A 14,458-nucleotide genomic window follows, 5' to 3' on the forward strand; every position below is an offset into this window, starting at 1 on the left:
TTCCTCCCCGTAACCGTGTCGCACCATGGTGCCACTCCCGGGGGACCACCGTCCTCCGCCGGTGATCTCCGGGTGCCGTATCGCCGTCGCGGGGTGCCGCCCGGCGGGCAGTCCCGCCGGGCGGCACCCCGCGCGGCCCTCGGTCACCGACCGAGGGCAGGCCCGTCAGTCACCGGCCGCGGGCAGCAGGTACCCGTCCGCCTCACGGACCGACCCCTGTGCGAGGAGCTCTTCCAGATCCTTCGTCAGCGCGTCCCTGATGTCCGGGCCCAGCCGTGTCCACCCGAAGAAGCGGGCGACCTCGCGGAGCAGGTCCTCCCGGTGGACGCCCGGGCTCTCCCCGACCATGCGCCCCGTCACGAGCCTCCGCTCGGCCGACGGGACCTGCCCGACCTTGCGCGCCACGCTCGGTGTCGGCGTGCGGGCGAAGGCCAGATCCCGGGCCGGGATGTCGTACGCCTCGCCGACCCGCACGATCCGGCCCGCGGAGGCGTTCCTGCGCAGCGCCCGGCGAACGGAGTCCCGGACCACGGTGCCCGCCCGGGAGACGCCCCACGCCGAACGGACCCGCGCGACGACCAGTTCCTCCGTCACCGGCCCCTCCGCCCGGACCACGGAGAGGGCGACGTCGGCGACGACTCCCACGGCGTCCGGGTCCTGCAACTCCGCGTCCCGCATGCCGCGCCGGCGGGCGGACGCGACCCGCAGGTCGACCAGGCGGGCCTCGGTGACCTCTTCGTAGGCCCGGCTCCACGCCGGCGGCCCGTCGTCCACCGCCACGAACGTCACCGCCGCCGCGCCGTCCTCCGCCGGGTCCGGCCCGGCAGGCACCTCCGCGGACGCGCCCTCACCGGGCGGCGCGTCCGGCGGCACCGGGAACGGGTCCCGCGCGCATGCCTCCTCCACCGCGGCGCGCAGGCGCGCCGTCGCGTCCCGGCGGTTGCGGTACCAGTCCGTCCCCCAGATGCGGTGCAGCTCCCAGCCGAGGTCGCGCAGTACGGCCTCCCGCAGCCGGTCGCGGTCGCGGGCCGCGCGCGAGGAGTGGTACATGGCGCCGTCGCATTCGATGCCGAGGGCGTAGCTGCCCGGGGCGGCGGGGTGCCGTACCGCCATGTCGACGCGGAAGCCGGCGACGCCGACCTGCGGCTGCACGGAGTAGCCCCAGTCGCGCAGGACGCCCAGGACCTCCTCCTCGAAGGGGCTCTCGGGCGCGGCGTTCGGGTCGGACGCGGCCGTCTCCAGGATGCCGGGCCCGTGCTCGGCGTACTGGAGGTAGCGCTTCAGGTGCTGGACGCTCCTGTTGGTGCTGTCGGCCAGCTCGGAGCCGTGGAAGGAGGCGACGACCTCCGTGCGGCGCCGGGCCCGGGTCACGGCGACGTTGAGGCGCCGCCAGCCGCCCTCCCTGTTGATGGGGCCGAAGGCCGAGAGCAGCCTGCCCCGGTGGTCCGGACCGTAGCCGACGGACAGGATGACGACGTCGCGCTCGTCGCCCTGGACGGTCTCCAGGTTCTTGACGAAGAAGCCGTCGAGACGATCGTCGGTGAAGAAGCGATCGAGGTCGGGCCGGTCGGTCCGTGCCTTCTGGACGGCTTCCTCGATGGCCTCCGCCTGCGCCTTGGACAGCGCGACCACCCCCAGGCTGAGTCCCGGCCTGGTGGCGAAGTGGTGGATCACGCGCCGGGCGACCGCTGCCGCCTCGCCCGGGTTGTCGCTTCGGCCGCCCCGGTCGTAGACGCCGTCGGCCTTGAAGAACACTACGCCGAGGTCCGGGCTCTGCTCGTGCGCGCCCGGGAAGGTCACCATGGTGTTGTCGTAGAACTCGCGGTTGCTGAAGGCGATGAGGTTCTCGTGGCGGCTCCGGTAGTGCCATCGCAGCGGCAGGCCGCGCAGCACGCCGCTGGCCTTGCAGGCGTCGAGCACGGACTCGAAGTCGTCCGTGGCCTCCTCGTCCCAGTCGTCGTCATCGTCGCCGTCCCCGCCGGCGCTGAAGAACGAGGTCGGCGGGAGCTGCCGCTGGTCGCCTGCCACGATGAGCGCGCCGCCGCGGTAGACGGAGTTCACCGCGTCCTGCGGCAGCACCTGGGAGGCCTCGTCGAAGATGACGACGTCGAAGCGGAAGTCCGGCGGCAGGAACTGGCTGACCGTCAGCGGGCTCATCATGAAGCAGGGCTTGAGGAGCCGCACGACGTCCCGTGTCTCGTCGAGCAGCCTTCGCACCGGCTTGTGGCGGCGCTTCAGCTGCGACTGGCGGCGCAGCTCGGCAGCGGGGCCGACGCCGGTCCGGCGCGGGCGGCGTGCGTTGCACGCCGCGATGACCTCGGCGTGGGCAGCCTCCACCAGCGCGCGGTCCGCGTCCCGGAACCGCTCGACGAGCTGATCGCGGTCCGCCGCGCGCAGGGGCCTGAGCCGGGCGTCGAGTCCGAGGCGCAGCTCGATCCACGCGGTGAGGACCGCGCGTTCGACGGAGGCGGGGAAGCCGTCCGCGGACACGCCGCGCTGCGCCAGCTGGGAGGGCAGCGCCTCCAGTCCGTACCGTCGCAGCCGCCCCAGGGCCTCGGAGCGCGTGGTCCACGCCTCGGGGCCGAAGGGGTCGTCGTCCAGCCGGGACAGGCAGAGCGCGGCGGCGGGCAGCGACTCCCGGAGTTCGCGGTGCAGGAGGCGGCCGCGCTGCACGTCGAAGTGGGCGACGAGACCGTCCCGCTGGCGCTGCCAGTCCTCGTGCCGGTCGGCCACGGACGTGTCGGCGGGCGCATCCAGCATCACGCGGGCCGCCGGGGCGGACAGCGGGGCCCCGTGGTCTCCGTGCGCCGTCCGGCGGACCTGCCGGGCCCAGTCCAGGGCGTCGAGTACGGACGCCTTGTCGGTCGCCGCCCCCCGGTAGAGCTCGCCCAGCAGCTCCCGGTGGCGTGGGGCGCCCTCGGTGAACCGCGCTTCGGCCGCCCGCGCGTCGTGCGCCGCCGCCACCGCGCGGCGGGCCTGCGAGAGGGACAGGTCGCCGTCGGCCCCGGCGACGCGAGCCACGGCGTGGAGAAGCTCGCGAGCCTCCTCGAACGGTGCGACGTGGGCACGCAGCCACCGCGCCGCCTCGTGCAGCGGACCGGCGAGGAGCTGCGCGCCTGCGCCCGCGAGGTGCGGCTGACGGGCGTACTCCCGCCACCTGCGCAGCTCGGTGCGGAGCTGCGGCTCCGCCTGCCGCACGAGAGCGGGGGGAGCGGGGCGCCCGTCCGCGAGGAAGTCGACCAGACGCTCCCTGCGTGCGGGATCGGCGAGTGCGTCCGGTGCCAGCCGCTCCACGGTGTGCGCGGCTTCCAGCGCGTCCTCCAGCGCGGCGGTGTCGACACCGCCGTCGAGCGCGTACCGGCCGAGCAGCGTGCGCTGCTCCGCGTCGGCGCGGGCGCCCTGGGAGGATGCGTGGACGGTCCAGGCCCGGTGCAGGAGTCCGGGGGTGCCGCCGCCCGGTCCGCGCACCGCGTCGGGGGACGGTGGGCGCAGTTCGGGGGGATCGGTGTCCAGCCCCTGGTACCAGGAGCCGCACAGGCGGCGGTACGCGTCCTCCTCGGCCGCGAACCCGGCGGTCTCCCGGCGGGCTTCCCGGGCGGCGCCGATCGCCGCCCGTGCGCCCGCGAGGGTGTACGCGAAGCCGGGCCCGCCGTCGCGACGGCCGACGGAGGCGACCGTGTCGATGACGTCGACGGCCCGGGCGAGGGGATCCAGGTGGTCGCGCAGCCAGCGGGCGACGTCGGCCGGCGAGCACCGGGCGAGTCCGTCCGCGACGGCCGCCAGCCGGGAGTCCGACAGGCCCCGCCGCCATCGGCCCAGGGACTCGCTCAGGGCCCCGCCGTGCCGGAGCAGGTCCGGGGCGGGGGTGCGGCCGTTCGCGACCTGGGCGGCCAGCAGGCCGCGACGGTGCGGGTCGCGGACCGTGTCCGGCGCGAGCCGGTGCACGGATTCGGCGTGCGCCAGGGCCGCCTCCACGGCGGGCACGTCGGGCAGGCCCGTCCCCGCGTAGGGGCCGAGGAGCGCGGCATGCGTACGGGCGAGGGACCGCAGGCGCTCGTGGGCCGCGTGCCAGTCCAGGGCGAGCGGCAGCCGCTCGTACAGCTCGTTGCGCCACGCGCCCCCGGTCGTCAGCGCACCGAGTGCCCTGCGGTCCGCGCGGACCGCGCCGGACAGCATGCCGCCGATTCCCCGCGAGCCGTCGGACAGGCGGCCTATCAGGTCCGGCAGCCCGGGGGAGACGGCGGTCTCGGGCCGGAAGACGTCCCGCGCGGCCCGCTCGGCCCCGGCGAGCCGGCGCGCGGCGTCGCCGATCTCCGCGCAGGCCTCCCGGACCCGGGACATCACCCGGGGGTCGAGCCACGGCTCCGGCATCCGGTGGGAGGCCGTGGCCAGTCGTACGAGGGCGGTCAGCTCCTCGGCCTCCTGCGTGCTCCCCGGACGGTCGCGTCCGAGGAGCCCGGCGACGGCCTCGGCGTGCTCCTCCGCCGATTCCAGGGTTGCCGCCAGTCCGGCCAACCGGTCGGAGAGCTGGGCGGCCTGCGTACGTGTCAGGGGGCCCGGGTCCAGTCCTGACGGCTCCAGCCCGGCGAGGTCCCGCTCGGACGCCGGTGGTTCCGCGTCGAGGCCGGTGGGGATGGAGGCCCACCCGGGTCCGGCCTCCGCGATCGCGCGTCCACGGGCGGACAGCACCGTGTCACGCCGGTCGGCGAACGCGCGCAGACCGTCGGCGACGAGGGCCACCGCCGCTCCGTCCGCCCGGGACGCCCCGCCGGGCACGAGCCACTGCTCCAGCGGCCGGTGGCCGGTCCCCGCCAGGGAGACGACCTCGCAGAGGTCCTCCGCCGCCGCGACGCTGTCGGGGACGTTCAGCCCCAGCTGCCGGGCGATCTGGGCAAGTCTGTGGTGGGCGCGGTCGAGACGGTCCGCGGTGCTCCCGAACTCCTCGGCCAGGTCCCTCGCCCGCTCCTCGGACAGCTCGGAGGGATCGACACCGGCCGGTAAGAGCGCGGCCAGGGCGAACTCGGCCTCGCTCGGCACGGGGACGAGCCGCGGCGAGAGTTCGCCCCAGCGCCCCCCTGCCGACGAGCGGGCCGCGGCCTGCGCCGCGAGCAGCTTCCTCAGCGCGGCGAGGAAGTCGTCGACCGGGCCCTCCACCGCGTGGGCGAAGTCGGCACGGGTCAGCCATGCTTCGGGGACCGGGTGGCGCGACCCGGTCAGCGCGAGGAGCGCGATGAGCCGGCGGACGCCGTCCTCCTCCTCGATCGGCTCGCCGTCGTCCGCGAGGTCCCGGTAGCGCGCCACCGCCGCGGCGAGTCCGTCCCGTGCGGCCATGGCCTGGTCGAGCGCCGGACGGGGGTGGGGGGCTCCGGCCTTCAGGTCCCGCCAGGGGAAGGAAGGGTCGGCGACCGCCTGCCAGGCACCGGCGAGGGCCTTCGTGGCCTCGACGATGCCGTGCAGGTCGTCTCCGCTGATCGACGCGGCGTCGAACACCCCCTCCCCCCGGGCGGCGCCGTCCGCCTCCGGGGGCAGGAACGCCACGTGCGCCTCGGACAGCTGCCCCACCCTGCCGATCACCTCGTGCAGACTCCGGCCGAGCGGCCCGCTCGTCTCGTTCATCGCCTCGGCGTAGGCGCTCAGGGCCTCGCGCGCCTCGCGGGCGCGGGCGACCGCCTCCGGGGGGAGCCGCGGTGCTCGCGGCTCCTCCTCCAGCGCCCGTCCCAGCTCCTGCGCGACGGCCCGGCGGCTGGTGCTGTGGCTGTGCAGGGGCAGAGCGTAGGAGTCGAGTCCGACGGACTTCAGCCGGTCCAGCACGACGTCGAGCGCGGCGGCCTTCTCGCTGACGAACAGCACGCTGCGGCCCGCGTGCATCAGGCCGGCGATCATGTTGGTGATCGTCTGGCTCTTGCCGGTGCCCGGCGGGCCGTCCAGGACGAAGGACCGCCCGGCGACGGCGGCCGCGACGGCCTGGCGCTGCGAGGCATCGGCATCCAGGACGAGCGGGCCGGCCTCCGGCGGGCTGAGCTCGTCGATCCGGTCGGCGTCGACCTCCTCGAAGTCGAAGCGGTCCGGCGCCAGTCCGGCCCTGGGCCCGAGCGCCACGGCCCGAACGAGGTCGCTGTCCAGGATGCGGGCCTCGTTGTCCAGCAGGTCCTGGTACATGGACTCCTTGTGGGAGGCGAAGAGCGCCACCACCGCGCGCCGGGAGACCTGCCAGCCCGACTTCCCCGCCACCGCCGTGGTGACCGCGTCGATCACCGCGTCGAGGTCCGTCGGATCCTGCTGCGTGACGGGCGACCAGTCGAGGGAGAACTGCTCCAGCTTGACCCTCAGCGCGGGGTTGAGGCGCGGTTCCTCGTCCTCGTTGGCCACCAGGCGGACCCGTCCGCTGCCCAGCCGCTCGATGCGCACGGGAAGGAGGACGATCGGTGCGTCACTGCGGGTCGATGCGCCGTCCTCGTGCCAGCGGAGGATGCCGACGCCCAGCTGGAGCGTCCACAGGCCGTAGTCGTTGAAGAGCTGGGTGGACCTGCCGCGGAGGCGTGTCACGGCACGGAGGAGCGCGGGGCCCGTCCTCTTCTGGGTGACGATTCCCTGCGCGCCGCCGGGCCGTTCGGTGGCGGGGGTCCCCGCCTGCGCCGCCTCGGACTCCCGGACGTCGGGTTCCTCGTCGGGCAGCGGCGCGAAGTCCCAGCCGCGCTCGAGACCCTCGACGAGTTCCCCGGCCGGCGGGTACGTGATCTCCAGGGTCGCCGCCTTGGTGTGCCTGAAGTTGAGGAGCCGGTTTCGGCCGCTCAGGTCGACGAGCGACGTCCGCCAGTCGGCCAGGATCCTTCTGAACCGTTCCAGCTCTTCACCGCCGCCGGAACCACTCGGGTTTGCCACACTCGTCCTAGCTGCTCGTGTTCTCTCACTGGGGCGCAGGAGACGCGACGTGCCCTTGTGAAGCCGCACCGGCCCGGGGCGAAGGCGCTCCCGAAGGAGGGGTGCCGTCCGGCTTCTCCGGTCCCGCCGATCCCTCCCGTCGGGGAATCCTATGACCCGGGTCCCATGGCGTGAGGGACAACGCCGATCTTCGCTGACGGGCTGTCAATCATTCTGGGATGCACGCCTTTTCGGCCTCTGGGCGGTGGGGCTTCGCACGGCCCCCGAGCATGGCGGCGGGAGGCCGGCCGGAGCCCTCTCCGGCTCGGCGTGCTCCTCCGCGGGGCGGCGTGCCCCGTCCGCTCCTGCGTCCGGAGGGCGGGGAACCCCCGCGCGCGGGGGCGGCGCCGAGAGCAGGCCCGGCGGAAGGCGGGCGGGGGAGCCGAGCCGCCCGGGGCCGGCCGGGCCCGGTTGCCGGTTGCGGGCCCGGGTGGGTCCCTGGAGGTGGGCACGCGGAAGCGCGGCGGAGGCCGGGCCCCGACGTGGCCGTGGAGCGGGCGATCACCCCTCCGGGAGTCCGTGCCGGTGCCCGGGCGCCGCGACGCCGTGCGGACCCGGGGCGTCCGCACGGCGGAACCCCCGGCGGAGGCGGGTGGCTCCGGGGCCGGGGCGGACAGCGGCTGAGCGCGGTGCAGGAACGGTTGCGAGGACGGACATGGCATTCGACGAGGGCCTCGCGGAGCGGGTCCGCGCCTGTCTGGGCGCCGATCCCGCGATCGCGGAGAAGCGCATGTTCGGCGGGCTGGCGTTCCTGCGCGCCGGCAACATGGCGGTGGGCGTGATCGGCGACGACCTGGTGGTCCGCGTCGGCCCCGACGCCGCCGCCGCGGCGCTGGCGCGTCCCGGGGCGAGACCCCTCGACCTCACCGGCCGCCCGATGCGCGGATGGGTCGTCGTCGACGCGTCCGCCCTGACCGCGGAGGCCCTGGCCGGGTGGGTGGACGAGGGCCGCGCGTTCGCCGCCGCCCTGCCGCCGAAGTGATCCGGCGCGGCACGGGCGGACAGGAGTCGCCGGGGCCGCCCCGGCGGCCTAGCGTGGAGGGAGGGGCCTGATCCGCTCGGCTGAGAGGAGTGGTCGCCATGGCGGGACGCAACCGGAGCGAGGTGGAGGCGGAGATCAAGGAGACGTTGGGGCTTGTTCCCCACTTCTTCTCCCGCATCCCCGATGACCTGCTCGACCACGAGTGGGAGATCTTCAAGAGGCTCGAACTCGGTGAGACGCTGATCCCGAACAAGTACAAGGAACTGATCGGGATCGCGGTGCACTCCGAGACCAAGTGCCGGTACTGCACGCTCTTCCACACCGAGGCCGCGAAGCTCTTCGGGGCCACCGACGAGGAGATCCAGGAAGCCGTCCACTACGCGAAGAACAGCATCGGCTGGAGCGGGTACCTCAACGGCATCCGTGAGGACTACGACGACTTCGAGAAGGAGCTCGGCCAGATCAAGGAATACCTGTCGTCGAAGGGCTGATCATGCATCTGGAGTGGTCCCGGCCCGGCGTCCTGCGGGTCACCGCGCACGCCTTCGAGTTCGCGGCGCTCGTGGCAGCGGCCCGCTACGTGGCCGAGTCCGCTCCCCCCGACATGCCCGAGGAGTCGCTGGAGCAGCTCACGCAGGTGCTGAGCGACTACGACACCCAGACGCGCCGTCTCCACGAGGCGCCCCGGCCGGACCGGGCCTGACCGGCCGCGCGCTCGGCCGCCGGACCGGGCGCCGGGGACGGCGGCCGGCCCGGCGGCGGCCGAGGGTCCACCCCGCGACGGCCCTTCCCGCGACGTCCCGTGCGCCCGCGGCGCCCTGGGCGGGTACGGGGAGCGGGAACGACGCCCGCCGAGGTGAGGCGGGCGGGATCGCTGCACGGCGGACGGGGGAGGGACGCCTCGCCCCGGCGGCTCACCCACCGGTCTCCGCGAGTGCGGCGAGTGCGGCGTCCAGGCGGCGGGACGCCTCGTCCGCGACCGGGGCCATGGCGTCGTCGCCGGTGAGGGTGACCATGGTCGAGGGGTCGATCGCCTGCACGACCACCTGCTCGCCCTCGGCGCGGACCACGACGTTGCACGGGAGGAGCAGGCCGATCGAGCGGTCGGTGTCCAGGGCCTGGCGGGCGAGCGGGGGGTTGCACGCGCCGAGGATCAGGTAGGGCTCCATCTCGTGGCCGAGCCTTGCCCTGAGCGTGGCCTGGACGTCGATCTCCGTCAGGACGCCGAAGCCCTGGTCGGAGAGGGCGCGGCGGACGGCCTCCACCGTCTCGTCGAAGGTCCCGGGGAGCCGGACGGTGCGGTCGTAGGGCATGGTCCTCACCTCGCTGTTCCGATGGCGGATTCGCCGGCCCGCGGCGGCCTCGGGCGTCGCGGCCGACACGGGCCCGCCCGCGAGGGGCGGCCTTCCGTCAGCATGATCTCCCGGTGCGCCCGCCGGAAGGCGAGCGACAGGCGGGGCGGGGGCCGTTCGGCGTCCCGGGGCCACTGACCCGCGGTCCGGCGCCGCCCGGTCTCCCGCAGAGTTCGTGCGCGTCCGGGCGCCACGGCACGCGGGCTGCCCGGCGCCTCCGCCGCACCGCCGGGTGCGGCGGGCGGTGCGGCGGTTCACCTCGGGTCGGCGGTGCGGACGGCCCTGCCGCGTGCCTCGTCCATGTCGACGCCCCTGATCCGGGAGATCAGTTCCTCCAGGGCCTGCGGCGGCAGTGCGCCGGGCTGCGCGTAGAGCACGGTCCGGTCGCGGACGGCCATCAGGGTGGGGATGGAGGAGATCCGGAAGGCGCCGGCGAGTTCCGGCTGCGCCTCGGTGTCGACCTTGCCGAAGACGATGTCCGGGTGGCGCTCGGATGCCCTCTCGTAGACGGGGCCGAACATGCGGCACGGTCCGCACCACCCGGCCCAGAAGTCGACCAGCACGATCTCCGAGCCCGTGACGGTGGCCTCGAAGTTCTCCTGGGTCAGCTCGACGGTCGCCATGGGTTCCACACTCCTTCCTGTATACCCGGAGGGGTATATGACGGATTCAACCGGCGCCTGTTCGGAGTTGTTCCCGCGCTCCGGTCGACAGTCCCGACGGGATACCCGGGGGGGTATTTGACAAGGCTCGGTGCCCACCCCTACGGTCGAGTATCAAATACCCAGGGGGGTATCTGGAGGTGGATTCGCCCATGGCTCGCCAAGTGGACCTGGAGGTCTTCGCCGCCGCCTGGAGCGCCGGTGCCGTCGTCGTCGACGTGCGGACGCCGGAGGAGTACCGCGCGGGGCATGTGCCCGGTGCGCTGCTCGCGCCGGTCGACCCGGTCGCCGTCCTCGCCCACCCGCCGGAGGTGCGGGAGGTGTACGTGATCTGTGCGAGCGGCAACCGCAGCCGGTGGGCCGCGGACCGGCTGGCCGAGGCCGGGGTGGAGGCCCTCTCTGTCGCCGGTGGAACCCGCGGCTGGATCGCGTCCGGCCGCTCGGTGGCCGCCGGATCCGCCCCGGGGTCGGCCTGACCGCTCCCTGCCCGCGTGCCCGCCTCTCCGGGGCGGGCCGGCCTTTCGCTCCCATATACCCCTAGGGGTATATGGCCACCACTTACGGAGGTTCCCGTGTTCTTCGCCCAGTACTACCTCGACTGCCTCTCGCAGGCGTCGTACATGATCGCCGACGAGACGACCGGCCGGGCCGTGGTCGTCGACCCCCGCCGGGACGTCTCGGAGTACCTGGCGGACGCCGAGGCCCGCGGCTTCACCGTGGTCGGCGTCATCAACACCCACTTCCACGCGGACTTCGTCGCCGGGCACCTGGAGGTGGCGGCGGAGACGGGCGCGTGGATCGGCTACGGCCGCCGTGCCGAGACGGAGTACCCGATCCGCGCGCTGGCCGACGGGGAGGTCATCAGCCTCGGCGACGTCACCCTGGAGGTCATGGAGACGCCCGGGCACACCCCGGAGTCGATCAGCGTGCTGGTCCGCGAGCGCCGCGAGGACACCGTCCCGTACGGGGTGCTCACCGGCGACGCGCTCTTCATCGGCGACGTGGGCCGCCCCGACCTGCTCGCCTCCGTGGGGGTGACCGCCGAGGAGCTCGGCGCCATGCTCCACGACAGCGTCCAGAACAGGCTGATGGCCCTGCCCGACGAGGTGCGCGTGTTCCCCGCGCACGGCGCCGGCTCCGCCTGCGGCAAGAACCTGTCCACGGAGCGGCAGTCGACCATCGGCGAGCAGCGCGCCACCAACTACGCCTGCGCGCCCATGCCGCAGGAGGACTTCGTCGCGCTCGTGACCGCCGGTCAGTCCGCGGCCCCCGGCTACTTCGTCTACGACGCGGCCCTCAACCGCAGCGAGCGCCCGCTGTTCGACCCCGCCGCCGCCCCGCGGCCGCTGACCGCCGAGGACGCCGCCGCGCTCCGCGCCTCCGGCGCCGTCGTGGTCGACGCCCGCGACCCGCAGGAGTTCGCCGCCGGGCATCTGCGGGGCTCGGTGAACGTGCCCGCCGACGGGCGGTTCGCCGAGCAGGCCGGCACCGTCCTGCCCGCCGACGCCGACCTCCTGGTCGTCGCTCCGCAGAACCGCGAGGAGGAGATCGTCACGCGCCTGGCCCGGATCGGCTTCGACCGCGTCGCCGGCTACCTGCGCTCCCCGGGCGACGCCCTGACCGCACTGGCCGGGGAGGTCGCTCCGGCCAGCCGCCTGACGGCCGCGCAGGTCCGCGCCGCCCTGGCGGGCGACAACCCGCCGGTCGTCGTCGACGTCCGCACCTGCGGCGAGCGCGGCGAGCACGGCTTCATCGACGGGGCCCTGCACGTCGCGCTGGGCGAACTGCCCCGCCGCCTCGACGAGATCCCGCGCGACCGGCCCCTGGTCCTGCACTGTGCGGGCGGCCTCCGCTCCTCGATCGCCGCGAGCCTGCTGCGCCACCACGGCTTCGCCGACGTCTCCGACATCCTCGGCGGCTACGCCGCCTGGGACCTGTCGAAGGCGCCCGCCGCCGTCTGACGGGCGGGGCCGGCCCCACGGGGACCGGCCCCACCCGGCTCCGGGCGCCACCGGCGCACCGGTGCGGGGGCCCGAGCCGACCGCACCCGCGGAAGCCCCGGCCCCCTGCAACCCCTCCCCGCATCCCCTGCGGGTCCCTTCACCACCACGGAGTCTCCATGACCATCGACGCCTCCCGCGCTCCCGGCCTCACCCCCGCCGCCCTCCGGCAGCTCACCGAGGGAGGACGCGGCCCCCGGGTGCTGGACGTGCGCACCCCGGGCGAGTTCCGGACGGTCCACATCCCCGGTGCCTACAACGTCCCGCTGGACACGCTGCGCGAGCACCGCGCCGAACTGCTCGACCACCTCGACGAGGACGTCGTCCTCGTCTGCCGCTCCGGCGCCCGCGCCTCCCAGGCCGGAGAGGCGCTCGCCGAGGCGGGCATGCCCCATCTGCGGGTCCTGGAAGGGGGCATGACGGCCTGGGAGGCCTCCGGCGCCCCCGTCAACCGGGGCGAGGCCCGCTGGGACCTGGAGCGCCAGGTCCGCCTGGTCGCGGGCGCCGTGGTCCTGGTCACCGGCGTCGCCGGACTGCTCGTGCCCGGAGTGCACCTGATCGGCACGGCGATCGGCGCCGGGCTGACATTCGCCGCGCTGAGCAACACCTGCGCCATGGGGATGCTGCTGTCCAAGCTGCCCTACAACCGCGGCCCGCGCACCGACATCCGCACCGTGATCGCCTCACTGCGGGACCGGTCGTGATCACGCTCGTCCTCGCGGCATCCGTGCTGGTCGGCGTCAGCCTGGGCGTCCTGGGCGGCGGCGGGTCCATCCTGACCGTGCCGATCCTGGTCTACCTGGCCGGTCAGGACACCAAGGAGGCCATCGCCACCTCGCTGTTCGTCGTCGGCGTGACCAGCCTGGTCGGCCTCGTCGCGCACGCCCGCGCCGGCCGGGTCCGCTGGCGCACCGGCCTGATCTTCGGTGCGGTCAGCATGGTGGGCGCCTACGGCGGCGGGCGCCTCGCCGAGTACGTCCCCGCCACCGCCCTGCTCGTGGCGTTCGCGCTGATGATGCTGGCCACCGCCGCCGCCATGCTCCGCAAGTCCCGCAGGACCAAGGCGGCCGGGCCCGCCCCGGCGGAACTCCCCGTCCCGCACGTGGTCGCCGAGGGCCTCGTCGTCGGCGCGGTCACCGGTCTGGTCGGCTCCGGCGGAGGGTTCCTCGTCGTCCCCGCCCTCGCCCTCCTCGGCGGGCTGCCCATGGGCGTCGCCGTCGGCACCTCGCTCCTGGTCATCGCGATGAAGTCCTTCTCGGGGCTCGCCGGCCACCTTGCCGGCGTCCAGATCGACTGGAACCTCGCGCTGATGGTGACCGCCGCGGCCGTGGTCGGCAGCGTGGTCGGCAGCCGCTTCGCCGGGCGCATCCCCCAGGACGCCCTGCGCAAGGCTTTCGGCTGGTTCGTCGTGGTCATGGGCGTCTTCGTCCTCGGCGGGCAGCTGCCCCAGGGGATGTGGGCCAGTCCGCTCGCCTGGGCCGGTATCGGCCTTGCGTCGGCCGCGGCCGTGACCTGGGGCACGGTGCGGGCGCGCCGTCCGCGGCCCGTCGCGGACCCGCCCCGGGAGGGCTCCCCGGAGCCGGCCGGGCACCCCTGAGGCCCCCGGCGGGTGGCCTGGTGGGGAGCCGGCCGGGGGCGGTGGGGCCGCCTCCGCCCTGAGGGGCCGCTGGGCGGAGCCCCACCCGTACCGTTCCCGGGAACGGCCGATCCGCGTAGACTTGCAGAGTTATGCAATTTGCCAGTTTCGGATATGGGTGGCCGGTGGACGCGCTCGCGTCCACCGGCCCGGCGCCGGCCCTTCAGGCGCGGGCCGGTACGGCGGCCGGGGCCGCCTCCGGGGAGGTGCGGGCCGGGGTCGTCCGCCCGTACCCCGGTGATCCGGCCGACGGCGCCGGGAGCGGAGGCGGGAGGTCGTGACGGTGGAACCCGAGGACGACGCGGCGGCGGCGCACGAGCGGTGGCTGGAGAGGGGTGTCGCCCTGCGCGCTTTCTTCTACATGTTCGGAACCCACCTCATCGCCGGGTTCGTGTGGTTGCTGTTCTACGTGGGGCAGCACTCCCAGAAGTGAGCCGACCGGTGCCGCGGGCCTCGTCCCGCGGCACGGCCGGACCCGTACGCACGGCCCGGCGGCGGCCCGGCGGCGCGCCCTCTCAGCGCGGGCGGGTGGCGCGCAGGTCGGCCAGGAGCTCGGCCTGGCCCTGCAGCACACCGGAGAGGATGCTGCGTGCCACGCGGAGCAGTTCGGCGACCTCGGGGCTGGTGAGCCGGTAGTACACGGTGGAGCCCTCGCGGCGGGTGAGCACGAGGTTGGCCTTGCGCAGGACGGCGAGCTGCTGGGACAGGCTGGCCGCCTCGACGTCGACCTCGGCGAGCATCTCGGCGACCGCGTGTTCGCGCTCGCTCAGCAGTTCGAGGACGCGGATGCGGACCGGGTGGCCGAGGGTCTTGAAGAACTCCGCCTTGAGTTGGTACAGCGGCGCCTGCGTCCCGCCGGCGGCCCCCGCCTTGCCTCTCGCGCCTGTACCGCGCACCTCGTCCAC

The 14,458-nt window shown here is 74.9% G+C and carries 12 protein-coding genes; 8 read left to right on the plus strand and 4 right to left on the minus strand.

Annotated features, from left to right (window positions below):
- Positions 1 to 165: 165 nt before the first annotated feature.
- Positions 166 to 6,882, minus strand: a complete 6,717-nt coding sequence (locus tag NPS70_RS19975) for a DUF3320 domain-containing protein (RefSeq protein WP_256525702.1) — start codon at positions 6,880 to 6,882, stop codon at positions 166 to 168.
- A 694-nt stretch (positions 6,883 to 7,576) separates the two neighbouring features.
- Here NPS70_RS19975 and NPS70_RS19980 point away from each other — a divergent pair.
- The 3 genes from NPS70_RS19980 (at position 7,577) to NPS70_RS19990 (ending at position 8,606) form a co-directional block, all read left to right on the plus strand.
- Positions 7,577 to 7,903, plus strand: a complete 327-nt coding sequence (locus NPS70_RS19980) for a TfoX/Sxy family protein (protein WP_256525703.1) — start codon at positions 7,577 to 7,579, stop codon at positions 7,901 to 7,903.
- A gap of 98 nt (positions 7,904 to 8,001) precedes the next feature.
- The gene (locus NPS70_RS19985) at positions 8,002 to 8,394 is read left to right on the plus strand and encodes a carboxymuconolactone decarboxylase family protein (RefSeq protein ID WP_256525704.1); all 393 of its coding nucleotides are present in this window, start codon (positions 8,002 to 8,004) and stop codon (positions 8,392 to 8,394) included.
- 2 nt (positions 8,395 to 8,396) lie between these two features.
- On the plus strand, positions 8,397 to 8,606 hold the full coding sequence (locus NPS70_RS19990; protein ID WP_256525705.1) for a hypothetical protein: 210 nt from the start codon (positions 8,397 to 8,399) through the stop codon (positions 8,604 to 8,606).
- A 211-nt stretch (positions 8,607 to 8,817) separates the two neighbouring features.
- Here the strand turns inward: NPS70_RS19990 and NPS70_RS19995 are convergent, their stop codons facing one another.
- Entirely contained in the window at positions 8,818 to 9,216 is a 399-nt protein-coding gene (locus tag NPS70_RS19995; RefSeq protein WP_256525706.1) for a DUF302 domain-containing protein, read from the minus strand.
- A gap of 293 nt (positions 9,217 to 9,509) precedes the next feature.
- The gene (locus NPS70_RS20000) at positions 9,510 to 9,878 is read right to left on the minus strand and encodes a co-chaperone YbbN (protein WP_256525708.1); all 369 of its coding nucleotides are present in this window, start codon (positions 9,876 to 9,878) and stop codon (positions 9,510 to 9,512) included.
- A 191-nt stretch (positions 9,879 to 10,069) separates the two neighbouring features.
- On the opposite strand from NPS70_RS20000, the gene NPS70_RS20005 reads away from it, so the two are divergent.
- The 5 genes from NPS70_RS20005 to NPS70_RS20025 all read left to right on the plus strand — a co-directional run bounded on the left by NPS70_RS20005 (position 10,070) and on the right by NPS70_RS20025 (position 13,986).
- A complete protein-coding gene (locus tag NPS70_RS20005; RefSeq protein ID WP_256525709.1) occupies positions 10,070 to 10,393 on the plus strand; it encodes a rhodanese-like domain-containing protein in 324 nt (107 codons plus the stop codon).
- Between the two features lie 96 nt (positions 10,394 to 10,489).
- The gene (locus NPS70_RS20010) at positions 10,490 to 11,878 is read left to right on the plus strand and encodes a rhodanese-like domain-containing protein (protein WP_256525710.1); all 1,389 of its coding nucleotides are present in this window, start codon (positions 10,490 to 10,492) and stop codon (positions 11,876 to 11,878) included.
- Between the two features lie 158 nt (positions 11,879 to 12,036).
- A complete protein-coding gene (locus tag NPS70_RS20015) occupies positions 12,037 to 12,621 on the plus strand; it encodes a rhodanese-like domain-containing protein (RefSeq protein WP_256525711.1) in 585 nt (194 codons plus the stop codon).
- Positions 12,618 to 13,514: a sulfite exporter TauE/SafE family protein gene (locus NPS70_RS20020; protein WP_256525712.1), complete on the plus strand. Its 897-nt coding sequence runs from the start codon at positions 12,618 to 12,620 to the stop codon at positions 13,512 to 13,514. Before NPS70_RS20015 ends, NPS70_RS20020 begins: the two co-directional genes overlap by 4 nt.
- Before the next feature lie 322 nt (positions 13,515 to 13,836).
- Complete coding sequence (locus NPS70_RS20025) at positions 13,837 to 13,986, plus strand: DUF6126 family protein (RefSeq protein ID WP_374212032.1); 150 nt, start codon at positions 13,837 to 13,839, stop codon at positions 13,984 to 13,986.
- 82 nt (positions 13,987 to 14,068) lie between these two features.
- On the opposite strand, the gene NPS70_RS20030 is transcribed toward NPS70_RS20025, so the two are convergent.
- Positions 14,069 to 14,449: a metalloregulator ArsR/SmtB family transcription factor gene (locus tag NPS70_RS20030; protein ID WP_256525714.1), complete on the minus strand. Its 381-nt coding sequence runs from the start codon at positions 14,447 to 14,449 to the stop codon at positions 14,069 to 14,071.
- Positions 14,450 to 14,458: the final 9 nt, after the last annotated feature.

The sequence above is a fragment of the Streptomyces sp. C10-9-1 genome (assembly GCF_024497955.1).
GTDB classification, from domain to species: domain Bacteria; phylum Actinomycetota; class Actinomycetes; order Streptomycetales; family Streptomycetaceae; genus Streptomyces; species Streptomyces sanyensis.